The sequence below is a fragment of the Paenibacillus sp. PDC88 genome (assembly GCF_900106725.1).
Lineage (GTDB): Bacteria > Bacillota > Bacilli > Paenibacillales > Paenibacillaceae > Paenibacillus > Paenibacillus shunpengii.
Genome location: NZ_FNNT01000004.1, coordinates 368,056 through 390,708, shown reverse-complemented (window position 1 = coordinate 390,708; position 22,653 = coordinate 368,056). Strand labels below are relative to the sequence as shown.

The following is a 22,653-nucleotide window of genomic DNA, read 5'->3' as shown; positions in this document are numbered from 1 at the left end:
TTCTACTCTCATTCCTATTTATAGAAGCAATGCGCGTTCCATAACCGCCATCCGGATTGGAACTCCGTTCGACATTTGCGGGAAGATCCGGGAAGCCGGACTCTCTACGACCGCGTCATCAATTTCAACATTCCGGTTTACCGGAGCAGGGTGCATGATAATTGTGCTTGGATTCAGCTTCGCGGCACGCTCTTCTGTAAGTCCGAACTGCTCACGATACTCATCTGCCTTCATATCAATGCCTTTATCATGTCTTTCCAGCTGAACTCTCAGCATCATGACTACATCCGCCTTGAGTGCTTCATTAATGCTGATATAGGGCGCGTGTGCTTCGAGCTCAGGAGCCTTCATCATGTCTGGTGCACAGAACTTCACGTTCGCGCCAAGTTTTTGCAACGCCCACAGATTGGAGCGTGCTACTCGGCTGTGCTTGATGTCTCCGATGATGGACACATTCAGTCCCTTGAGACTTCCAAAAGTCTGACGCATGGTATACAGATCCAGAAGCGCCTGTGTTGGATGCTCGTTATTCCCGTCTCCTGCGTTAACCAGAGGCACTTTCACCTTCTCAGCAAGCTGCGCAAGTACGCCTTCCGGCTTCAATCGAATCACGCCAGCGTCAATTCCCATCGATTCAAGCGTGCGTACCGTATCGTAGATCGACTCTCCCTTGGCTACACTGGAAGCCGCCGCAGCGAAATTTAATACTTCAGCACCCAGTCGTTTCTCCGCCATTTCAAAAGAAAATCTCGTGCGTGTGCTGTTCTCAAAAAACATGTTTGCTACGAATTTGGACGCAAGGACCGGAACAAGCTTCTCCTCTTGTTTATCCCAGTGTGCCGCCCGATCCAGAATTGACTCGATCTCACTTGCTGCCAGACCCTTCAGTCCCAGCAGGCTGCGCTCTCTAATACTTTTTGCAGTTAGTATCATGCTTCATTCCCCCGGTTCTGATTAATGGTGACTTCGTCTTTACCATCAACTTCGATCAGAGCAACCTCGATCGATTCCGATCTTGAGGAAGGAACATTCTTCCCGATAAAATCAGGTCTAACCGGCAGCTCGCGATGACCGCGGTCTGCAAGTACGGCAAGCTGTATCATTTGGGGGCGGCCGATATCCATCAAGGCATCCATTGCAGCACGAATGGTTCTGCCTGTGTAGAGGACATCGTCGAACAAAATTACTTTTTTATTGTGAATGTCAATGTCCAGCTGCTGCTTCATGCTTTGTCTTACATCTGCCTCCACATTCCGGTCATCCCGATAAGGGGTGACATCGAGGTCAATGCAGGGAACCTTCTTCCCTTCAATTTCCTCAATCTTTGCTGCGATGCGTTCTGCGAGATATACACCGCGTGTGCGGATGCCGACAAGAATACAGCCTTCAATCCCTTTGTTTTTCTCCAAAATCTCATGTGCAATCCGGGTGAGTGCTCTGCGAATTGCGATCTCATCCATAATGACGTGTGCTTCACCGCTCATGTTGTTTAACCTCCTCCTGGGTTTCCTTGCTTTCTTATGGTCCCGTGATGAGATAAAAAAAACTCCCTGCCGTTAAACTTGGGCAAGGAGTCTCAAAACCACGGCTACGCACGCCGGGTTACTAAGCTCTAAAGGACATACGGAAACAGCAGCCGCAGCTAAAGATCCGGGTCCAATCACGTTACCTTGCCAGTCTCACGGGACTGATTTAAAGGTGCTATTCATGTTATTGCGCCGGCATGTAACCTCTCTGGATTACTCACATTCCTACGCAATTTTTCATCGACATGAATTATGACAGAAAGCTTATCCTCTGTCAACACCTTAACCAAAAAGAAGCACCAAGTGAAGTAATAAACATTACACAGCGATGAGATTTATACAAAATTATCAGAGAAATATACATTAAACATTCATTATTTTTAATAATTATACAATAAGTTCGTATATTTATCCACTGTTCTTTTTTGATGCTTAGTTATCGGCACAGTGACCTTTGAAGCGATCCTCTCATTAACCGGATTCAGGCAATGTACGCAAAAAAAGAGACCCCTAAACAAAGGGTCTCTTACCTTACGTATTTAATAATTAATGGTCATCCTTGGCAAGTCTGCGGAACATAGCTGTAATACCGATTCCGCCCAAGACCATAATAACTGCGATCATTGCGATAAATTCCATAAAATTATGCCTCCTTCATGGATTTCTTATATATAGTTTACCTCAATTCAGAGGACTTTTATTAATCAATCCGTGACAAAACTATGAAAGGTACCACATGGTATATTGGGATTAGGATTAGAATTCGAACTGAATATCACTTAGCCGGCGTTTTATTTCACCGATTACACGCTGCTCCTCTTCTTCACCGCTTGCTTCGAATGTAACAGAGAAACGGACAAAATGACCGGCATCGTCCCACGGTACAGAAGAAATGAGCTTCTCACGTATCAGAAACTGGGAGAAGTCTTCAGCGGATTCAAAACGCCGGCCCCCAACAATTCCTGATGGAGCTTCAACGTACAAGTAGACGGAGCCTTTTGGCTTCTCTACTCGGAAGCCCAGCTCATTTAATGCCAGTACCAGCATATCATGACGACGGGAGTACTTCTCTGTCATTTTCAACGTAATTTCTGGATGTGCAAGTCCATAAGCAGCTGCTTTTTGAATAGCCATAGATTGCCCTGAATCATGATTGTCTTTTATTTCGCTGAACGCTTTGACAACAAGCGGATTCCCCGCTGCAAACCCCATGCTCCAGCCTGACATATTGAACGATTTGGAGAGGGAATGAAGCTCTACGCCCACATCTTTGGCACCTGGTACAGACAAGAAGCTGAATGGCTTGAGACCATCATACGTAAGAGCTGCATAAGCTGCATCATGCACTACAATCACATTGTACTTCTTAGCCCACTCGATCACTTCAGTGAAGAATTCAGCTGTTGCGCTAGCACCTGTTGGATTGTTCGGATAATTCAAATAAATCAGCTTCGTACGAAGGGCAATCTCTTCTGGAATCGAAGCGAGGTCGGGCAGGAAATGGTTCTCTTTGGTCAATTGAACATTGTAAACCTCTCCGCCCAAATACTTCGTATGCGTTCCCATAGCAGGGTAACCCGGCACAGTCAGAACAGCAACATCACCTGGATTGATAAATGCAGAAGGAATGATGGCCAGAGCGGACTTGGATCCGGAGGAATAAACGACCTCCGTCTCAGGATCGATATCTTCTACACCGAATACCTCTGCAAGATATGCTGCAGCCGCTTCTTTAAATTCTGGAATTCCATTATTTGCATACCCGCGATTTTCCGGCTTCGCAGCCTCTGCAGCTAGTGTCGCAGCGATTCCTGTATCCATCATTTCATTTGGATCGTAAGCGCCCAGGTTAATCAGTTCAATGTCGGGAAAATTTTTATTCGCCGCTGCCATTGCGCGTTTGATTTTATCCAATTTATTGTTGTTTGCCGATTTACCATAGTTCGGACCGCCGATTCGATCAGCAAAGCAATTCTGAATATACGTTTCTTGGTATTTGTCAATGCTCATGAGTGTCCCATCCTCCCTTGTAACCAGTTTGCATTTCGGAAAATGCCTGTCACACTTATTACCCATTGGATTGAGGTTTTCCACCAGTTTGCATTCAATCACCATGAAATATTCAGGCATGCTGTAGTTTCTCTTCTCAATAAATCATAAAGAAAGAGCCGCACATCACTGCGGCCCTTTCGGTTTCTATATAAGAATCGAACATATAAATGAACAGCTTATCTGCTTCGAAGTGAAGCGAGTACATCTTCCATATCTTGAGGCAGAGGGGCATTAAATTCGAGAGTTTCGCCTGAATCCGGATGAACGAAGCCCAGCGTTGCCGCATGTAATGCTTGTCCATTCATCTTCACACCCTTGCTTCGTCCATACATCGGATCTCCAACAAGCGGATGACCAATAAACTTCATATGCACCCGAATTTGATGTGTTCTTCCGGTCTCCAGCTTGAGCTCTAACAAGGTGTAATCCCCAAGCCGCTCCATCACGGAAAAATGAGTCACCGCATGCTTGCTGTTACGCTCCGTTACGGTAAACATCTTCCGATCATGCGCATCCCGGCCAATAGGCGCATCAATGGTCCCCTGATCATGCTGAACATGTCCATGAACCAGTGCAATATAACGTCTATTGACACTATGGTCTTTAAGCTGCGCCGCAAGCGATGCATGGGCTTTATCATTCTTCGCAGCCATCAGAAGTCCTGACGTATCCTTATCAATTCTGTGTACAATACCTGGACGCAGTTCTCCGTTGATACCAGACAGGTCATGGCAATGATACATCAGTGCATTTACTAACGTGCCCGAGGCGTGGCCTGGCGCGGGATGTACAACGAGACCTCTCGGCTTGTTAACCACAATGACACTTGAATCTTCATAAACCACTTCAAGCGGAATATTCTCGGGCAGTATTTCGACCGCGGCAACCTCGGGTACAACAAGCTCAATCTTGTCTCCTGCCGCCAGTTTATAGTTTGACTTTACTTGGCTGCCGTTCACGGTCACCTGACCATCACCAATCCAGATTTGAACCTGGGACCGGGATACGCCCTCCATACTGTCAGCAATATATTTATCAATTCGTTCCTTAACGAAATCCGCCTCAACGGTCCATTCTTGGATGTCCTGGCCTGATTCCTGATCGGACCGATCTGTCATAGATTTATTCCTTCCCTTCCTTTTGGCTCTGTGCCGCCTGCTTCTCACGTCTTGATTCAAGCAGTGTGTCCAATATGATTAAGCCTACACCGACGACAATCGCAGAATCGGCGATGTTAAAGATCGGAAAGGTGTAGCTTCCAAAATTAAATTTAAAGAAATCGACAACCTCGCCCATCAGCAGTCGATCGATAAAGTTGCCAAGTGCACCGCCAAGCACCATAGCAAGAGCTACAGGTAATATTTTATCCGGCTGTGATTTCACCTTGTAGATATACCAGATCAAGGCTACAGCTACAATCGTTGTTACCACGATAAAGAACCACGTCTGACCCTGCAAAATACCGAAGGCCGCTCCACGATTCCGATGGGAAGTGATCAAGAAGAAATCGCCAATTACGGATATTTCCTCCCCAATGGTCATCCGAGTTGCAACAAGCCATTTTGTACCCTGGTCCACTAGAAAAACAATTAGTGCAATGACATAATATATCACCTTTTTTTGTCACTCCGATCCTTCTCTTTTACCATTCCATGGGTAATGCCTCGTATATTGTAGCACAAGGTCACGAACAGCGTCTATTTTAAGCTGGCTCCTGGGAATGGACGGCCATGGTGAATCATTTTTGCAAAATCCTCCTTCTCTAAAATTGAACAAATCAGCACACTCTATACAGACAAACCGATGAAGGATAAGTTCAACTAAAGGAGTAGACCGCCATGACGCATCTGACGAAGCAGGAATGGAACAGCTTGAAGAAGCAGCTTCTTGAGCAGCAACACGATATCGAGCAGCGCGAGAAGGAATCCGATCATTACGGGCTTAGCGGATCAACACGTTATGAAGCCGGAGAGTTAACGACTTTTGATAATCACCCGGGTGATGTTGCAACAGAAATGTATGAACGTGAAAAAGATATTTCGCTGAATGAGCACGATGAATTTATGCTTGAACGAATCACAAGCGCGCTGAATCATATGGAAGAGGGCGATTACGGTATATGCGCCGTATGCAGCAAGCCGATTCCTTATGAACGGCTAAATGCGGTACCGTATACTATTTTCTGCAGAGAACATGCTCCTGAAACCTCGGTATCTGAGGACCGTCCGATCGAGGAGGAATTTCTTAGCCCTCCGTTCGGCAGAACAAGCCTGGATGAAAAGGATACCCAGAATGGATTCGATGGTGAAGATACCTGGCAGATTCTCGAAAATTACGGAAATTCCAACAGCCCCGCTCTTCAGGAAGGCAACAATAACGATGATTATGATGCCATGTACATGGAGGCTGCCGAGGAGATTGATGGCTGTGTTGAAGCGTATGAGAGCTTTCTCGCGACAGACATTTACGGCCAGAACGTATCCGTTGTACGCAACAAGCAGTACAGAAGATATTTGGAGAATCACGAGGGCATGAGCATTTTGGAGCCGGATGTTATTGAAGATGAACTATAGTTCGTCCGCCTAAAGCGAATACCATCTAATGCTTAAGCGCTCTAATATGTATCCAGCTCCAATTGTCTCTGTACGATGCGGACAATATCGGCAATGTAATCCCCGACAATCGGTAAATTCAGCGCGCCAAGCTGCTGAAGAACATACACAATTGTCGCAGCAAAAAAGGTGAATCCGATCGCAATCCCGACCCCTCTTGCTGTTCCGGATAACAAATTAAGCCAGATCAGTCGCAGAGGCTTGTGCAGCAGTCTCGTATAATCTGCAATCCTTGATTTCTCCAGATCAAGAGCGAGCTTCTGAAGAACACTATGCATCTCATCCATCTGTTCGTTCATTTGCTTCACTTCTGCGGAATAATGCTGACGAATGCGTGATCTTCGCCGAATATTGTTCATAACGAAAAAGGCCTCATTCCTTCAATTATTTCAGTAAATATGAAACGAGCCGTAAGACGAGGGAGTTATCCTTCGGCATTAGCGGCTCGCTTTCACATGCAATTCTTTGCTATTATGTCCGCTTTACCGGCATTTTAGCCGGAAAAGCTTCCTTATTTTTTCTAGTGAATCTTCACACCAATCGTTCTCGAACCGGCTTCTACCCGTTCCATATCATCCGATGCGCCAAACGCCAAATCCGTAACCAATACGTTCTCGCGAAGGACGGATTCAAAAGCTTCAATCGCTGTTCTCAGCTCATGATCCACATCCAGTGTCAGGTTTACACGCTTCTCAATCGGAAGATCAAGCTTCTTACGCGTATCCTGTACCGCACGGACCACCTCACGAACCAGACCTTCCTGTTCAAGCTCAGGCGTTATCTCCGTATTCAATGCAACGGTCAGTCCATAGCCGGAAGCTGCCGCAAAGCCTTCTTTTGCTTTTTTCTCAATCAACAGCTCTTCGCTAGTCACTTCCAGCTCTGCTCCGTCCGGTGAAACGATATTGAACTGGCCGGCTTCAACAACTGAACGAGTATCTTCTGCACTCATCGCTTTAAAATGATTTTGCAGGAAGCCTACATTCTTGCCGTATTTCTTACCTGCTACTTTCAGATTAAGTTTAAGTGTAAAGTCAACAAATCCACTGTCGCTCGTCTCCACCTCAATACTCTTCACGTTAATCTCATCCTTGATGATTTCTTCATAGCCAGGCAGATCAAAGTCATGACTGAGCGATACAATGAGGGCCGACAACGGCTGACGGGTCTTGATCCCTGTCTCGTTACGAACATTCCGTGCAAGCTCAACAATGTTACGAGCCGTTTCCATATCCTGCTCCAGCTTCTCATCAATCAGAGCTTCATTCGCTGCCGGATAATCGGTCAGATGCACGCTGCCCTTTCCTCCAAGGTTACCGTAGACATCTTCGGACAGCATCGGTGTAAATGGAGCCATCAGCTTAGACAACGTTAAGAGTACCTCTGTCAGTGTGCCATACGCTGCAAGCTTATCCTCAGTCAGACCGCTGCCCCAGAACCGATCACGGGAACGGCGGATATACCAGTTACTCAATTCGTCGACAAATACTTCAATCGCTTTCGCCGCATTCAGGAAGTCATTCACCTGAAGTCCCTTGCTTACTTTTGCAATGAGGGAGTTCAGGCGTGACAGCACCCAGCGATCCAGCTTATTCTCGGATCCTTCGAATGGATGCTTCTCTGGATCATATCCATCAATGTCAGCATAGAGCGCAAGGAAGGCATGGGTATTAACAATCGTGTCAATGACTTTGGATTTGGCTTCTCCGACGATGCCCTTGGAGAAACGCTTGCTGTTCCATGGAGCACTGTCTGCCAGGAGTGCCCAGCGGAATGCATCCGTACCATACTCCTCAATGATTTCCCAAGGATCAATTACATTTCCTTTGGATTTGGACATCTTCTGCCCGTTCTCATCCAAAATATGACCTGTTGCCATTACAGCCTTATAAGGTGCTTTACCTGTGAACAAAGTAGAAACAGCCAGCAGGCTGTAGAACCAGCCGCGGGTCTGATCAATTCCTTCACAGATCATGTCCGCAGGATATTGCTGTTCGAACGTCTCTTTGTTCTCAAACGGATAATGATGCTGTGCATACGGCATCGACCCGCTGTCAAACCACACATCGATCACTTCTGAGGTCCGTTCCATAACTCCATTCTCACAGTGTGTACAATGTACCTTCACTTCATCAACGTAAGGCTTATGAAGCTCAAGCTCCGGACTTACTTCAGAGGTCGCATGCTTGCGCAGCTCTTCGTGGCTGTGAGGAGCGAACTGGCCTCCACAATCCTGACATACCCACACGTTCAGCGGAGTACCCCAGTAACGGTTACGACTGATGTTCCAATCCACCAAATCCTCAAGGAACTTACCAAAACGTCCTTCACGTACGTGTCCTGGATACCAGTTCACCGTATTGTTGTTGGCGATCAGCTGATCCTTTACTGCCGTCGTTTCAATAAACCAGCTGTCCATAGCATAGTACAGAAGAGGAGATTTACAGCGCCAGCAGAATGGATAGCTGTGCTCAATTTTTTCCTTGCTGTACAGCAGACCCTGCTCAGACAGATGCTTCACGATATCAAGATCGCAATCCTTAACAAAACGTCCGGCGAAATCGGTAACTTCCTCGGTATACTTCCCTTCCGAATTCACGACACTGACAAAGCTGATTCCATTCTCACGACAAGTCTTGTAGTCATCCTCACCATGAGCGGGAGCCATATGAACAATCCCTGTACCGCTGGCATCCGTAACAAAGCTTGCTCCAACCACGATATTCGCTTTTTCGGCTGAAATATAGTTGAACGGCGGAGTATAAGTCAAGCCAACAAGCTCAGAGCCTTGCAAGGTGGACAGCACCTCGTAGTCACCCTTCATCACTTTCTCGACGAGATTTTTCGCTACGATATAAATTCCGTCTTCCTGCTTAACACGTGCGTATTCCATTTCCGGGTTAACAGCAAGCGCAACGTGAGACGGGAGTGTCCAAGGCGTCGTTGTCCAAGCCAGGATGTACTCATCACGGTCATGAAGCTTGAACTTCGCTGTTGCACTAAGGTCCTTCACATCCTCATAGCCTTGTGCCACTTCGTGAGAGCTGAGTGTCGTCTGGCAGCACGGGCAATAAGGGCTTACCCGGTGGCCCCGATAGAGCAGGCCTTTGTCATGAATCGTAGCCAGGATGTTCCATACACTCTCGATGTAGGTGTTATCCAGTGTTACATAAGGATGATCCAGATCCGTCCAGTATCCGATCGCTTCCGTCAGCTCACGCCATTTATGCTCATATACGAATACGCTCTCTTTACATTTCTTAATGAATTCTTCAACACCATAATTCTCAATTTCTTGTTTTCCGCTGATTCCCAGCTGTTTCTCTACACCGAGCTCCACCGGAAGACCATGCGTATCCCAGCCTGCCTTGCGGACAACCCGGTATCCGTTCATCGTTTGGTAGCGGCCGACAAAGTCCTTAATTACACGGCCCAGCACGTGGCCAATATGTGGCGCTCCATTCGCTGTAGGCGGTCCTTCATAGAAGACATAATTAGGTCTGCCTTCACGATTCTCGATTGATTTCTTAAATGTATCTTCCGTCTGCCATTTTCCCAGGATTCGCTGCTCACGTGCGCGAGCCTTCTCCTTGACGTCAACTCGTTTCATCCATCTCTTCCTTTCATCAGTTACCTTTGGTGTAATACAACTCCAAGAAAAAATAAAAAAGCCCCGCCCCAAAAAGGGACGAGACTGTTCTCGCGTTACCACCCTAGTTCCGTCATCTGTCTGCATGTGACAAATAAACGGCGCTCTAATCCTTATGTGACTGCCATAAGGAGCCGATGTAACGTTCGGCACACGGTTCGGCTTAATTGCAGCTGCTGCAGCATGCTTTCAGCTTCACTTCTCCGGGATGATATTCAGCCATGGTCCGCTTCATTGGCTCGCACCTACCGCCAACTCTCTGTAAACGAATGCTCATGAGCTTACTGGTTCCCATCATCAAACCTGTATTATAATTTACATATAACAATATTTATAGCCTCTTTACAGCAAAAAGTCAACCTGACAGATGACCTGTGTATTTGGTATTAGTAAATTTCCTTCATTTCGCGCTCGCGCTCACGAACTTCCTGCTCCCGGTTCTCCAGAGCTTCCCAGCCATCCACACTCAACAGCTCCAGTTGAGCTTCAACAAGCGTGCGGAAACGAGCTCGGTAAATAGAAGCCTGCTTCTTGAGCTCCTCAACTTCAAGCGAAATTTTGCGTGACTTAGATAAAGCTTCGTTCACGATCCGGTCTGCATTCTTCTCTGCTTCCTTCACAATGAGCTGAGCTTCCTTCTTCGAATTGTTCTTCACTTCATCAGCAGCTTCCTGCGCAACAATAATGGTCTTGCTGAGCGTTTCCTCAATATTAGCAAAATGATCCAGCTTCTCCTGCACGGACAGCAACTGTGTGCTTAGCTCCTTGTTCTCACGGATAACAGCCTCGTAGTCTTTGATTACTTGATCCAAAAACTCATTGACCTCATCCTCATCATAACCACGAATACGGCGGGCAAACTCCTTATTATGTATGTCCAGCGGCGTTAGTGGCATGCTGTCCACCTCCTATAGTATTAACCTCTTGATTAGAGAGGCATTGAACTTCATTTTATTTATCGGTCCAGTACATCATTTCATAAACTCTGACCTAAAGATTTCGACAAGAAAACAAGAATTCCTGCAAATCTATTTACACAAATTTACCCACTTTCACACGAAACCGACCTTTCTTGGTCATTCCGTCGGTTTCCATCACTTTAAAACGCCCCAAGCCTTGGACAGATACGACGTCCCCTGCCTGCAGCATTTTGGATGGATCCTCTGCCACCTTCCAGTTCACTTTGCAGCGTCCTGCCTTAATCGGTGTAAGAATCTTGCTCCGGCTCAGTCTATACACATCGCTTGCAATCCCGTCCAAACGCAAAGAAGCCACCGTCAGATCCATCATCTGGAGAGCAACATCACTCGTCCGAAGCTGATCTATCGGCAGTATGTCCGTAAATACATTCATCCGATGCACTTGGTGTAAATGAAGCGAGAAATAGTCTGCGATCTCTCTGGCAACAACGGTGTGGCATCCGTCATCCAGGACGTGAATGTCACCGAGCTTTCCACGTTTGAGCCCAAGGCTCAGCAGCGCCCCCATGTAATCCCCGTGATCGAGCTGCAGAAATTTTTGATCCGCCGAAGTAATGCTTAGAATAGCAAGTCCCATATCCTCACCATCTAGATAAGCATAGTCAGGAGCAATCAGTGCTCTTTGACGCTCCGCATTAGCAGAGCCGCCTTCCATACGCACTTGTACATCTCCTCTGCGATTCGCCAGCGTATCCAAAATATAGGCCTGGCGCGGGTCCAGAAAGTCCGTCAGCTTCATCTCATGATACTGTCCGGCACGTTCCACCCACTCCCAGGCCTTGTCTACAAAATCCCGTTCATCGGGGTGAAAATGTTCATAAATGTCTGTACGCATTTCATAATCACCCTGTTAATCATTTTAATCGTGTCTTAAGTGAAAATTCCTTGTAGTATAGCGTTCAAACCCATTGCAGCATACCTCAGCGCAATAATGGCTATAATCGGGGAGATGTCGAGCATTCCGAAAATAGGCGGTATGAATCTGCGGAAAGGAGCAAGGTATGGCTCTACAAGCTTGCCCAATATTTCTCCGAACTTAGACTCTCTTGCGTTAGGCAGCCAAGACATTAGGATGTAAATAATGATCATCCAATAGTAAATGTTAACCAAGCTGTCAACAAATCGAACTACGAATTCCAAAAACCTGTCACCTCATTCTGTTGTAATCTACTTCGCTGTCGTGATCTGTAAGTATTTCCGCGATGGTTCCTTGTATTTCAACGGTGTCGGGTGTACAGAGAAAAATGTTTCCGCCGATTTTGGAAATGCCTCCGCCAAGCGCATAAACGGTTCCACTTAGAAAATCAATAATGCGAAGAGCCTGATCCTTACGCACACGCTGCAAATTGACAACAACGGTCCGATGGGATTTGATATGATCGGCGATCTCCTGTGCTTCATCGTAACTACGCGGCTCGTACAGAACGACCTTTACATTTTTTTGGGAATGAATGCTTACGACATTATTGCCCTTCTGGTTTCTACGTTTATCAAAGCTCGGCGTTTCAACTTCTTGTTCAGGTTCTTCTACGCGTGTGTTAACCTGCTCGCGTTCTACAACCTCTTCTTCTTCTTGAAGACCGAAAAAATTCATAAATTTATTCACTACACTCATCTCCTTTAGCCCTCCTCTTTACCTACGAGAACACTTCCCAGCCTCACCCAAGTTGCACCTTCCTGAATTGCAATCTCATAATCATTGGACATTCCCATCGACAGATCCGTCAATGGTTCATGGGTCAGGGCTTGTCTATTCAAGTCGTCTCTCAGTTCACGAAGTCCACGAAATACGGGACGCGTCCGTTCCGCTTCTTCTTCATAGGGGGCCATTGTCATAAGTCCGGCGACTTGAACATGCTTAAATTCACGAATTTCTTTGAGCAGCGGAACAGCCTGCTCGGGCTGAAGACCATATTTCGATTCTTCACCGGATATATTCACCTGCAGCATACACTGTACTTTAATGTCCAGCTGCGCTGCCTTCTTCTCGATCTCGCGAGCGAGAGACAATCGGTCTAACGAATGGATATATGGAAACTTGCCAATTACATCCTTCACTTTGTTTGTCTGAAGATGTCCGATAAAATGCCATATCCCCCGATGGCCGAGCGTATTCCATTTCTCCTCGGCATTTTGCCATCGGTTCTCGCCAATATGTACCAGTCCGCTGCCAAGCACTTTCTCTGTCATCTCGGCAGATACATACTTCGTTACCGCGATTACATTCACACTTTCTCTATTACGTCCGCTTGCCTCACAAGCAGCATGGATGCGTTCATCCACATACTGTATTCTCTCCTCCAGTGACAAGGAGGGTCACCTCTCTTCCAATCCAATCCAGCTTGCCATTCTGCCTGTTATGCCGCCTTCCTTACGATAACTGAAGAATAGCTCAGGGTGGCAGCTTGTACACCATGATGTACATTCGATATGATCCGGCAATATTCCTGCTTTCATCATAATGTGTCGATTGACTTCTTTCAAGTCAAGCATGCTTTTTCCTTCAGGTGCAGGCTGATGCGCCTTCCTGTATGCAGAATCCTTATATTCATCTTTACCCTGTTCAAGTTCGTACAAAACCTTAACCCGGTCCATCACATAATCATCAACCTCATAGCAGCAGCTTCCGATCGACGGGCCAATCGCCGTCCGAATATCTGCTCGTTTACTTCCATAATGCTCTTCCATCCGTTCAATCATACGTTCTGCAATCTTCTGGACCGTCCCCTTCCATCCAGCATGGGCGAGACCGACCACTTCGTTGACCGGATCATAGAAATAGAGCGGAACACAATCCGCATAAAATGAAGTCAGCAGCACACCCCGGACGTTCGTCAGTAATCCGTCCGTATCCTGAATCGCTGACTCCCGATTCAAGAAGCCCCTGCCTCGATCTGCTTCGGTTACGATGGCAATTTCACTCTTATGTACTTGCTCACCGCATGTCCACGCCTCTGCCGGTATTCCAATCTCCTCAGCGATGCGCCTGCGATTCTCAATGACATCCTCAGGGTTGTCTCCTACATGATAAGCACAGTTGAGACTGCTGTATGGTGCAGTACCGACACCTCCGGCACGGCTTGTATATCCTGTAATAAGTCCATTACTTTTTGAATAGGAATTCCAGGGCTCTATTGCAAACAGCTTCGGTCCACTGTCCTTATTATTCAACACAAAAGGTTCCATGCTTGTATATCACCTCGTTCTTCTTTAGGAACATCTATACACCAGTGTACCAAAAAATCATCCCTCATGTCTCTTTAGGGGAGACTAGACTCCTTCTAGAATCCCTTTCGTTCCCCTTCGCGCCGCTCTGTACGTTCGTTATAGGCATCCTCAGGCTTCGCTTCCTTCACTTCATCCATCTTCACAAGCACGACGTCCGAACCGATCTTAACAATATTTCGCCAAGGAATAATCAGATCTGCGCCTCCACCAAACAGCCCCATGAATCGGCTGTAGCTGGGTACAACGATAGACTCAATGCGTCCCTGCCGCAGGTCCAGCTCCAGATCACTGATTTGGCCCAGTCTTTTCCCATCCACAATATTAATGACATCCTTGGTTTGAAAATCCGATATTTTCATCGCTCTCACCGTCAGATCTCCTGAGCTCATCTTATCCTCACATCCCGCTCTTATTAATTGAATCCTTATATCAATATATGTTTGGAACGCCCAAAATGTCCTTTTTTTTATTCAGGCTTGGTCGCCTTGGGACAATAATAAAACCTCCAGCTCCGCGCTGCATACGCGAAAGTGGAGGTTAGTTTGAAAATGATGCAATACAATCCTTTTTTTAAATCAAGCTCTTATTGTTACGATTAGGTTTTAACATGCTTTTGCATTTGCTGAATGGCTGATTTCTCAAGTCTTGATACCTGCGCCTGGGAAATACCGATCTCATCAGCCACTTCCATCTGGGTCTTTCCTTCAAAAAAGCGCATGGATAGAATCATTTTTTCTCGCTGCCCAAGCCGCTGCATTGCTTCTCTAAGTGCGATCTCCTCAATCCACGACACATCCTTGTTCTTATCATCACTGATCTGGTCCATCACGTAGATCGGGTCACCGCCGTCATGATATATCGGCTCAAACAAGGACACGGGGTCCTGAATCGCGTCAAGCGCGAATACAACATCCTCTTTAGGCACATTGAGCACTTCGGAAATCTCAAAGATGGTCGGCTCGCGAGAGTTCATATTGGTCAGCGCATCCCTGACCTGCAATGCTTTATATGCAATATCCCGGAGGGATCTGGAAACTCGAATCGGGTTGTTATCCCGCAGGTATCTTCGAATTTCACCGATAATCATCGGTACTGCATAGGTGGAGAACTTCACATTCTGAGACAAATCAAAGTTATCAATGGCTTTCATGAGGCCAATACAGCCAACCTGGAACAAATCGTCAACGAATTCTCCCCGGTTATTGAAACGTTGAATGACGCTGAGCACGAGGCGCAGGTTCCCATTCACTAATTTCTCTCTAGCTGAGCGCTCATTATTTTGCTGAAGATTCGTAAATAACTCACGCATTTCTACGTTGGTTAGGACCGGCAGTTTCGACGTATCCACGCCACAAATCTCGACTTTATTACGGGTCATCGTGATTTACCTCCCAAGGAGAAACATTAATGTACATTATCTCCGGGAGAGGTATTTTTATTCCAATTAGAGCCGCTTACCAGTTATACCCAAGACTTGATTTTACACCATTTTGTTGAACTCCTTGCGCAGTCGCTTGATGATACGCTTCTCTAGTCTGGAGATGTAAGACTGGGAGATACCCAGCATGTCCGCGACATCTTTTTGCGTCTTCTCTTCCCCATCCTGAAGACCGAAACGAAGCTCCATGATCATCCGTTCCCGATCCGTCAGCTTGTCTAATGCCTTGTGCAGCAGCTTGCGATCGACCTGTTCCTCAATGTTGCGATAGATCGTATCATTCTCCGTACCAAGCACGTCTGACAAGAGCAGCTCATTGCCATCCCAATCAATGTTCAGCGGCTCATCAAAAGAAACCTCGGTTCGTATTTTGCTGTTGCGGCGAAGATACATCAAGATTTCGTTCTCGATACAACGAGACGCATAGGTAGCCAGCTTAATTTTTTTCTCCGGATCAAACGTGTTCACGGCTTTAATCAAACCGATGGCGCCAATTGAGATCAGATCTTCGATATTAATGCCTGTGTTCTCGAATTTGCGGGCAATATAGACGACTAGCCTGATGTTGCGCTCGATCAGCATCGCCCGGATGGCCGGATCACCTGTTTTTAGCTTTTGCAGTAAATAATCTTCTTCTTCCCTGGTAAGCGGCGGCGGGAGTGCTTCACTTCCCCCAATATAATAAATCTCCTCACTCTTCAGCCCGAACAAAAACAGGAACCGGTAATACTGCAGCTGTGCGGCGAGCTTCCATTTCACAAGCATGTATACTTCCTCCTATACCACGTTCAGCGGCTTTTCTGATTGACTGGCAGATGGTTTGATAATGGGGTCCTGCACATATTCCGGATGAATGATCGCCCTGTATTTCCCTTCAGATGAGAGCGTTCCTCCATCAAGACCGATCAATGTGCGAGCCGGCGTATAGCACGTCCCATTCATCTTGATCATGACCGAGTCGGGTTTCATTGCAAGCATAAACGACGTTCCTTTGTTGATCCCCCGAAAGGGGACAAGCCTTAATCGATCCTGCCAATCGAAGTCATCGCTAAGCTCCATAACAAGCTGATCAGCGGGAACCTGAGAGATCCTTCCTCTCCAGTTCTCAGGCAGGTAAGAATCCCATAATGCAGCTTCCATAACCATGACTGGCGTGCGAGTCAACGGATCTGTGAGCTGATTGCCTGTATCCACAAGTCCTGTGCAGCTCACTTCAACTTCCCCAATACGTACACTCACTTCACCGAAGAACGCTGTCATCTGATCTGCTTTCCTCTTGTTCAAATGAACCGCTCTAAAGATGAATAGAACGCTAAAGAAGACAATAAACATAAACCAGAACCCTACTTGAAGTTCGAACGACACGCCGCCCGTTGTAGTGAATAGTATTCCGTTGAATAACTCTCCTGAGCTTTGAAGTAAATAATGCGCCCCGAGTATACCGCCTGCAGCCACAAAATTGATGACATAAAAGGAGCCGATCGTCTTCATAAAGCTCTGCAGACTATGGAATCCGAAGGCGGTCCAAATCATCAATAATGACAAACCGAACTTGATGAGAAAGGTGTACAAAAAGGTAAGTTCGGGTACGAACATCATGACCACATATAGAGCTCCAATGACCGCAGCAATAACCATTCGCCACCACTTTGGCTTCTGGCGCTGCATCCAAGCGGTTAAGAATAACAGGACCCAGTCAATCAGCAGGTTGGTCAGAAAAATCAAGTCGATGTATACAACCAGTTTTTCTCACCACCCTTATATCATCGAATCAAAGAATATAACCAGTATAAGGAGGGAGACTTTCAAAGTCTGTCTAAACTTGGGAGGAGGATTGCAACTTTTTTTGTCGGATTTTTCACCTTTTTCAAGACGTGAACAAGGCGTAAAGTGACAGGAAACAAAAAAATGCAGCCTTGTGCAGGCTGCATTGTTGAATGATATTTATTCGTTATTATTGCCGTTGTTTCTGGTGCGATTCCGCAAGAACGTCGGAATATCCAATTGATCAGAGCTAGGCTGATTGCCAAATGGCTTCAGGTTAGAAGAACGATTCTCCTGCGTTTCCGGCTGAGCAGGTTTGCGTACCGGTGGTGCAGCTGCAGCAGGCTTATTCTCGAATCCTGTCGCAATAACCGTAACCTTAATTTCTTCCTTCAAATTCTCATCAATAATGGCACCGAAAATCATGTTCACTTCTGGGTCTGATGCAGAGGTTACAATCTCAGCTGCTTCATTCACTTCGTATAGTGACAGGTTAGCCCCACCTGTTATATTCATGATTACACCGCGAGCTCCTTCAATGGAGGTTTCAAGCAGCGGACTCATGATGGCTTTACGGGCAGCCTCAGCTGCTCTGTTCTCACCTGTTGCCATCCCGATCCCCATTAAGGCGGAGCCGCGCTCCGTCATAATCGTCTTCACGTCGGCAAAGTCAAGGTTAATCAATCCAGGAACAGCGATAAGGTCAGAAATACCTTGTACCGCTTGACGAAGAACGTTGTCTGCTTCACGGAAGGCCTCCAGCATCGGAGTCTTCTTGTCAACAATCTCAAGCAAGCGATCATTCGGAATAACGATCAGTGTATCTACTTTTTCTTTCAGTGCTTCTATACCATGCTCTGCTTGGTTCGAACGCTTGCGTCCTTCAAACGTGAACGGGCGAGTAACGACACCAACAGTCAGTGCTCCACACTCTTTGGCGATCTCAGCGATGACAGGAGCTGCACCTGTACCTGTACCTCCGCCCATGCCTGCTGTTACGAATACCATATCCGCACCCTTAAGCGTGTTAGCGATAAGGTCACGAGATTCCTCGGCTGCCTTCTTACCAACCTCAGGATTAGCACCTGCACCAAGCCCTCTTGTCAGCTTATCGCCGATTTGCAGTTTGTGTTCAGAACGGGCAAGATGCAATGCTTGAGCATCTGTGTTGACCGTAATGAATTCGACTCCTTGAACACCATTCTCAATCATTCGGTTCACAGCGTTGCTTCCGCCGCCACCGACACCTATTACTTTTATCTGAGCCAAGCTCTCCATCTCGAAATCAAATTCCAACATACTTTTCCATCTCCCCCTCATGTGTGCATGGATGGCTCGTCCACTTATCAAAAATGAATCTTGTCCATTTCATATATCGGTGTTAAATCAATTCACTGAACATATTTTTTATGCGTTCGAAAAACCCCGGTTTATGTTCTTCTTCCGGAGCCGGATTCGGCTTAACACGATTCGTAGGCTTCTTGTTATTGCTTCCTCCACCGCTCGTTGGTGCTGCGGGTCTGATTTTAGCACTGCGAATCACGTTATGCAAGATACCTACACCGCTAGTATAACCCGGGTCGCGCACCCCGATAAAGTCTGGTACGGCCACTCTTACTGAAGCCGCAAGCTCATGCCTTGCAACTTGCAAGACACCCGGCATAGCCACCGTGCCGCCCGTTAATATATAACCTCCGGGAAGCTCCGTGTAACCGAGTCTCTTCATTTCCTGATGAATCATTTGGAATATCTCCTGCACACGAGGTTCAATAATCGCTGCCAGATCCTCTTGAGTAAACTCCTTATCCACATTACTGCCGATACGAGTGACTTTGAATACGACATCTCTGGCTGCATCATCAAGCCAAGCACATCCATACTTCAGCTTTACTTTCTCTGCTTGCTCAGTCAATGTACGAAGTCCGTATGCAATATCATTGGTAACAAACTCTCCACCGATCGGAAGTGTAGAAGTGGCGACAATCGAGCCTTCCTCAAACACAGCTATCGTGGTCGCGCCTGCACCGATATCGATCAACGCAGATCCCATACCCTTTTCATCCTTGGACAGAGACAGCAGGCCTGCTCCGAGAGACATCAGTACAAGATCCTTCACTTTCAGACCCGACTTCTCTACGCAGCGAAGCAAGTTATGTATGGCGGTCTTGGCACCTGTAATAATCGTTGCTTCAACCTCAAGTCTTACACCGATCATGCCGCGTGGATCCTGAATGCCCTCAAGACCGTCCACTACGTACTGTCTTGCCACTACATCGATGATCTCACGTTCCGGCGGAATAGCAATCACTTCAGCCGCCTTCAACACCCGTTCCATGTCTTCTTCACCGATCTCACGGTCTTCATTCGATACTGCCACAACGCCGTGACTTGTCATAAGTCCGATATGATTTCCGGAGATACCGACATATACTTCGGATATTTGAATACCAACCATACGCTCCGCATGATCTACTGCATTGCGGATAGACTGTACAGTCTGGTCAATGTCTACAATTGATCCCTTACGAATCCCCTCTGAGTCGGCAGATCCAACTCCAATAATATTAAAGGTTCCATTGTTAATTTCCCCAATAATAGCTCGAACTTTGGATGTACCGATGTCCAAACTAACAATGATGTCATTGTTGCTCAAGTCTGTGGCACCTCCTGACTCCGATAGTAATATACGTTCTCAAGTTACAACACTCTCTACATATTCAACACGTTTAAGGCTTTCCCTCTTTTTTCTACAAATTTTTTAGGTGCCACCATCTTAGGTGTAATTATGAACTTTACGCTTGATTCCAAGCCTAATAGCTGCATGATTCACTCTGCTGTATGTCTATGTCTATTAACGGTTTAAACCGTCTCGATGATTCTATTAAATTCTGAAGAAAAAAGAAGGATACGTTAGTAAGATGCACATAGCTTAAAGTGTAACATTTTTTTAATCAATCAGAAAGTGCTATCTTCACAGGCTGTCAATTCCATTATTTCAGGATGTGCTTCCCGCTTCGTCTTCCCCGGTATCCTCTTCGTCCGGCTGAAAGGGCTCATAGGAATCAGCCTCCAGCATGGTGATAAGACCGGGCTCTTCTGTTTCAATGACTTGGTTTAGATAACTCACCTTATCTCCAAGCAAAGAAATGGTTGTGATGACCTCAAACTGTGATTTGGTATACAGCTTGATCCGGTCGGGAAACGAAGGTGTCGGCGAAGGCAGAATCTCCGAAATATCGGTTGTCAGCTCATTTGGTATTTCTTTGAGCACATTAGAGAGCTCGGTCTTCAGCGGGTCGTCTGCTTTCCACTGGGTAAGAATCGGTTTTTCTACTGCAATGCCTCTTCCCTCCAGATTGACGCTGGCACCGCTGGATAATATGGCTTGAATCTGACCATCTGAACCTAATTCGTACGCGACAGTCTCATACTCTTTGACGTGTATGGTAATGATTCCAGGAAACTGCTTGTCCACCGTTGCTTCAGAAATAAGAGGACTATCCTCGAGCCCCTCTTCAATATCCGATGCATCGGCGCCGAAAAAAGGACTTCCTACCGCTAGACCGCTCTTAGATAAAATTTCTTCTCTAGTACTAAACACATTTCCTTCTATCTGAACCTGGGAAATTTTGCTTACGGGAGATCTAAAGAAGATCACTGCAAAAATAACGATAAATAACAACACCAAAATAAAGATAATTTTCCGGCTTGTTTTCATTTTTGGGGTGCTCTCTTTTTTGAGAGCAGGAATTTGACCTTTTGGCATTGACGTCCGCTCCATAAAAGCCTTAAGGTCCCCTCCAAAAAGAGGGGACTTTCAGGGCAATATTGTGCTTAAATCTGATGTAGCATGAATATACTTGAATATAATGACCATGAAGGTATTCGAATCTAAGGTGCAACAAAACTTACAGGCTGTCGTTCTACAGATGCACCCAGGGACTGAAATAATTGTTCAATCCGGTCGTAGCCGCGATCAATATGATGCACCTGCTCCACCACTGTTTTGCCCTGCGCTGCCAGTCCTGCAATAACCAGTGCCGCACCTGCTCGCAAATCCGTAGCCTCAACCGTTGCCCCATACAAACGAGGTACGCCGCGGATGAATGCGGTATTCAAATCCACAGAAATATCGGCTCCCATAACGTTAAGCTCATCTACATGCTTGAATCTGGCTTCAAAGACCGTTTCCTTCATAATACTGAAACCATCTGCCAAACTGAGCAGAACCATAACCTGTGATTGAAGATCCGTTGGAAATGACGGGTAAGGTGACGTAACGATACGATCAACTGCCTTGGGTCTTCCCATGCAGCTCACGGTTATTATATCATTGCATACACTTGTTTGAACACCGGCACGCTTCAGCACGTGTATAAGTGAAGTGAGATGTGCTGGATTACTGCGCGTTAATGTAACATTCCCCCGTGTTGCAGCTGCAGCAATCAGTACAGTTCCTGCCACAATTCGATCGGGAATAATCTCATACGTGCAGGAAGTCAGCCGATCAACACCATGAATTGTAATGGTGCTCGTACCTGCTCCAATGATATGAGCGCCCATTGCATTGAGGAAATTTTGAAGATCCTGAATTTCAGGCTCTCTAGCCGCATTTGTGATCGTCGTTGTCCCAGAAGCCGTTACTGCTGCCATCATGATATTTTCTGTTGCACCTACGCTTGGAAAATCCAGCTGAATATCTGCACCGATCAGCTTCTTCGCCCGACAAGTAATCTGAGAATCCTTCTCCTCAATAACCGCCCCAAGTGCTTCGAGGCCCCTCAAATGAAGATCAATCTTACGTTCTCCAATAGCGCAGCCGCCTGGCTGATAAATGGACACTTCGCCAAATCTCGCCAGCAGCGGACCCATCAGAAAAATGGATGAGCGCATTTTGTTCATTAAATCTTCCGGAACTCTTGATGAGCTAACCAAAGAAGTATCGAGCGTTACGACGCCTTGTTCATGTCTCGTATTGCAGCCGAGCCTTTCAAGGATTTGCAGCATTACTTCAATGTCGAGCAAGTGAGGAACATTGTGAAGCTCGGTGTTCCCTTCCGCCAGCAGGCTTGCCGCCATGATGGGCAATGCAGCATTTTTCGCTCCGTGGATACGTATGGATCCTGATAGGGGTTTCCCGCCTTCAATCACCAATTTGTCCAAGTGTATCACCTCCGAGTTTACCGCCCCCTTGACTATTAACACCCATGAATCGTCTCTAGCGCACACCGTCCGATGTATATGCGTTTTGAGTAGGCAGTCATAGGGAATGAACGTCCTTAAGCGGATAAAAAATTTGTTGTAACACACTATGGACTTTTGTTAGCCCAGAGTGATTGTCACATTTGATAAGGTATCTTATGTAAAGAGACCTCTGTGTGTGACAATCGCCTACTGGACTGTT

At 46.5% G+C, this 22,653-nt stretch carries 22 protein-coding genes and 1 other annotated feature; of the genes, 1 reads left to right on the top strand and 21 read right to left on the bottom strand.

The window, feature by feature from the left end; genetic code table 11:
- Positions 1 to 18: 18 nt before the first annotated feature.
- The 5 genes from BLW49_RS15160 to lspA all read right to left on the bottom strand — a co-directional run bounded on the left by BLW49_RS15160 (position 19) and on the right by lspA (position 5,192).
- Positions 19 to 933 carry an aspartate carbamoyltransferase catalytic subunit gene (locus BLW49_RS15160; protein WP_076313220.1) on the bottom strand — a complete coding sequence of 305 codons (915 nt, stop codon included), beginning with the start codon at positions 931 to 933 and terminating at the stop codon, positions 19 to 21.
- Complete coding sequence (gene pyrR, locus BLW49_RS15155) at positions 930 to 1,484, bottom strand: bifunctional pyr operon transcriptional regulator/uracil phosphoribosyltransferase PyrR (protein ID WP_076313221.1); 555 nt, start codon at positions 1,482 to 1,484, stop codon at positions 930 to 932. The genes BLW49_RS15160 and pyrR overlap by 4 nt, the downstream gene beginning before the upstream one ends.
- A 798-nt stretch (positions 1,485 to 2,282) precedes the next feature.
- Positions 2,283 to 3,536 carry an LL-diaminopimelate aminotransferase gene (locus BLW49_RS15150; protein ID WP_090725526.1) on the bottom strand — a complete coding sequence of 418 codons (1,254 nt, stop codon included), beginning with the start codon at positions 3,534 to 3,536 and terminating at the stop codon, positions 2,283 to 2,285.
- Positions 3,537 to 3,754: 218 nt separating this feature from the next.
- Positions 3,755 to 4,696: an RluA family pseudouridine synthase gene (locus tag BLW49_RS15145; protein WP_090725408.1), complete on the bottom strand. Its 942-nt coding sequence runs from the start codon at positions 4,694 to 4,696 to the stop codon at positions 3,755 to 3,757.
- Between the two features lie 4 nt (positions 4,697 to 4,700).
- Positions 4,701 to 5,192, bottom strand: coding sequence for a signal peptidase II (gene lspA / locus BLW49_RS15140; RefSeq protein WP_090725406.1), 492 nt, complete (start codon positions 5,190 to 5,192; stop codon positions 4,701 to 4,703).
- 224 nt (positions 5,193 to 5,416) lie between these two features.
- On the opposite strand from lspA, the gene BLW49_RS15135 reads away from it, so the two are divergent.
- A complete protein-coding gene (locus BLW49_RS15135; protein WP_090725405.1) occupies positions 5,417 to 6,151 on the top strand; it encodes a TraR/DksA C4-type zinc finger protein in 735 nt (244 codons plus the stop codon).
- A gap of 41 nt (positions 6,152 to 6,192) precedes the next feature.
- Here the strand turns inward: BLW49_RS15135 and BLW49_RS15130 are convergent, their stop codons facing one another.
- The 16 genes from BLW49_RS15130 to murA form a co-directional block, all read right to left on the bottom strand.
- On the bottom strand, positions 6,193 to 6,477 hold the full coding sequence (locus BLW49_RS15130) for a DUF5665 domain-containing protein (RefSeq protein WP_371264569.1): 285 nt from the start codon (positions 6,475 to 6,477) through the stop codon (positions 6,193 to 6,195).
- Positions 6,478 to 6,710: 233 nt separating this feature from the next.
- Complete coding sequence (gene ileS / locus BLW49_RS15125) at positions 6,711 to 9,800, bottom strand: isoleucine--tRNA ligase (RefSeq protein ID WP_090725402.1); 3,090 nt, start codon at positions 9,798 to 9,800, stop codon at positions 6,711 to 6,713.
- A 71-nt stretch (positions 9,801 to 9,871) separates the two neighbouring features.
- Positions 9,872 to 10,146, bottom strand: a binding site (T-box leader).
- A 79-nt stretch (positions 10,147 to 10,225) separates the two neighbouring features.
- The gene (locus BLW49_RS15120) at positions 10,226 to 10,735 is read right to left on the bottom strand and encodes a DivIVA domain-containing protein (protein WP_076313226.1); all 510 of its coding nucleotides are present in this window, start codon (positions 10,733 to 10,735) and stop codon (positions 10,226 to 10,228) included.
- 136 nt (positions 10,736 to 10,871) lie between these two features.
- Positions 10,872 to 11,654 (bottom strand): YlmH family RNA-binding protein, encoded by a 783-nt coding sequence (locus BLW49_RS15115; protein WP_076313227.1) that lies wholly within the window; start codon positions 11,652 to 11,654, stop codon positions 10,872 to 10,874.
- Positions 11,655 to 11,689: 35 nt separating this feature from the next.
- On the bottom strand, positions 11,690 to 11,959 hold the full coding sequence (locus BLW49_RS15110) for a YggT family protein (protein ID WP_090725400.1): 270 nt from the start codon (positions 11,957 to 11,959) through the stop codon (positions 11,690 to 11,692).
- A 7-nt stretch (positions 11,960 to 11,966) separates the two neighbouring features.
- Complete coding sequence (locus tag BLW49_RS15105) at positions 11,967 to 12,434, bottom strand: cell division protein SepF (RefSeq protein WP_076313228.1); 468 nt, start codon at positions 12,432 to 12,434, stop codon at positions 11,967 to 11,969.
- Between the two features lie 5 nt (positions 12,435 to 12,439).
- Positions 12,440 to 13,129 (bottom strand): YggS family pyridoxal phosphate-dependent enzyme, encoded by a 690-nt coding sequence (locus BLW49_RS15100; protein ID WP_076313229.1) that lies wholly within the window; start codon positions 13,127 to 13,129, stop codon positions 12,440 to 12,442.
- 6 nt (positions 13,130 to 13,135) lie between these two features.
- Positions 13,136 to 14,005 carry a peptidoglycan editing factor PgeF gene (gene pgeF / locus BLW49_RS15095; protein WP_090725398.1) on the bottom strand — a complete coding sequence of 290 codons (870 nt, stop codon included), beginning with the start codon at positions 14,003 to 14,005 and terminating at the stop codon, positions 13,136 to 13,138.
- Between the two features lie 95 nt (positions 14,006 to 14,100).
- Positions 14,101 to 14,406, bottom strand: a complete 306-nt coding sequence (locus BLW49_RS15090; RefSeq protein WP_256209778.1) for a YlmC/YmxH family sporulation protein — start codon at positions 14,404 to 14,406, stop codon at positions 14,101 to 14,103.
- A gap of 236 nt (positions 14,407 to 14,642) precedes the next feature.
- Entirely contained in the window at positions 14,643 to 15,425 is a 783-nt protein-coding gene (gene sigG, locus BLW49_RS15085; protein WP_076313232.1) for an RNA polymerase sporulation sigma factor SigG, read from the bottom strand.
- A gap of 102 nt (positions 15,426 to 15,527) precedes the next feature.
- Entirely contained in the window at positions 15,528 to 16,250 is a 723-nt protein-coding gene (gene sigE / locus BLW49_RS15080; RefSeq protein ID WP_047910874.1) for an RNA polymerase sporulation sigma factor SigE, read from the bottom strand.
- 12 nt (positions 16,251 to 16,262) lie between these two features.
- Positions 16,263 to 17,228: a sigma-E processing peptidase SpoIIGA gene (gene spoIIGA, locus BLW49_RS15075; protein ID WP_076313233.1), complete on the bottom strand. Its 966-nt coding sequence runs from the start codon at positions 17,226 to 17,228 to the stop codon at positions 16,263 to 16,265.
- Positions 17,229 to 17,429: 201 nt separating this feature from the next.
- The gene (gene ftsZ, locus BLW49_RS15070; protein WP_076313234.1) at positions 17,430 to 18,548 is read right to left on the bottom strand and encodes a cell division protein FtsZ; all 1,119 of its coding nucleotides are present in this window, start codon (positions 18,546 to 18,548) and stop codon (positions 17,430 to 17,432) included.
- Between the two features lie 82 nt (positions 18,549 to 18,630).
- Positions 18,631 to 19,902 carry a cell division protein FtsA gene (ftsA, locus tag BLW49_RS15065; protein WP_076313235.1) on the bottom strand — a complete coding sequence of 424 codons (1,272 nt, stop codon included), beginning with the start codon at positions 19,900 to 19,902 and terminating at the stop codon, positions 18,631 to 18,633.
- 342 nt (positions 19,903 to 20,244) lie between these two features.
- A complete protein-coding gene (locus BLW49_RS15060; protein ID WP_090725396.1) occupies positions 20,245 to 21,015 on the bottom strand; it encodes a cell division protein FtsQ/DivIB in 771 nt (256 codons plus the stop codon).
- 125 nt (positions 21,016 to 21,140) lie between these two features.
- Positions 21,141 to 22,412, bottom strand: a complete 1,272-nt coding sequence (gene murA, locus BLW49_RS15055) for a UDP-N-acetylglucosamine 1-carboxyvinyltransferase (RefSeq protein ID WP_076313237.1) — start codon at positions 22,410 to 22,412, stop codon at positions 21,141 to 21,143.
- Between the last annotated feature and the right edge of the window lie 241 nt (positions 22,413 to 22,653).

Bases quoted from the DNA above. Each gene is read 5' to 3' on its own strand.
- BLW49_RS15160 (WP_076313220.1), bottom strand. From the start codon at position 933: ATGATACTAACTGCAAAAAGTATTAGAGAGCGCAGCCTGCTGGGACTG.
- pyrR (WP_076313221.1), bottom strand. From the start codon at position 1,484: ATGAGCGGTGAAGCACACGTCATTATGGATGAGATCGCAATTCGCAGA.
- BLW49_RS15150 (WP_090725526.1), bottom strand. From the start codon at position 3,536: ATGAGCATTGACAAATACCAAGAAACGTATATTCAGAATTGCTTTGCT.
- BLW49_RS15145 (WP_090725408.1), bottom strand. From the start codon at position 4,696: ATGACAGATCGGTCCGATCAGGAATCAGGCCAGGACATCCAAGAATGG.
- BLW49_RS15135 (WP_090725405.1), top strand. From the start codon at position 5,417: ATGACGCATCTGACGAAGCAGGAATGGAACAGCTTGAAGAAGCAGCTT.
- BLW49_RS15130 (WP_371264569.1), bottom strand. From the start codon at position 6,477: ATGGATGAGATGCATAGTGTTCTTCAGAAGCTCGCTCTTGATCTGGAG.
- ileS (WP_090725402.1), bottom strand. From the start codon at position 9,800: ATGAAACGAGTTGACGTCAAGGAGAAGGCTCGCGCACGTGAGCAGCGA.
- BLW49_RS15120 (WP_076313226.1), bottom strand. From the start codon at position 10,735: ATGCCACTAACGCCGCTGGACATACATAATAAGGAGTTTGCCCGCCGT.
- BLW49_RS15115 (WP_076313227.1), bottom strand. From the start codon at position 11,654: ATGCGTACAGACATTTATGAACATTTTCACCCCGATGAACGGGATTTT.
- BLW49_RS15105 (WP_076313228.1), bottom strand. From the start codon at position 12,434: ATGAGTGTAGTGAATAAATTTATGAATTTTTTCGGTCTTCAAGAAGAA.
- pgeF (WP_090725398.1), bottom strand. From the start codon at position 14,005: ATGGAACCTTTTGTGTTGAATAATAAGGACAGTGGACCGAAGCTGTTT.
- BLW49_RS15090 (WP_256209778.1), bottom strand. From the start codon at position 14,406: ATGAAAATATCGGATTTTCAAACCAAGGATGTCATTAATATTGTGGAT.
- sigG (WP_076313232.1), bottom strand. From the start codon at position 15,425: ATGACCCGTAATAAAGTCGAGATTTGTGGCGTGGATACGTCGAAACTG.
- sigE (WP_047910874.1), bottom strand. From the start codon at position 16,250: ATGCTTGTGAAATGGAAGCTCGCCGCACAGCTGCAGTATTACCGGTTC.
- ftsZ (WP_076313234.1), bottom strand. From the start codon at position 18,548: ATGTTGGAATTTGATTTCGAGATGGAGAGCTTGGCTCAGATAAAAGTA.
- BLW49_RS15060 (WP_090725396.1), bottom strand. From the start codon at position 21,015: ATGCCAAAAGGTCAAATTCCTGCTCTCAAAAAAGAGAGCACCCCAAAA.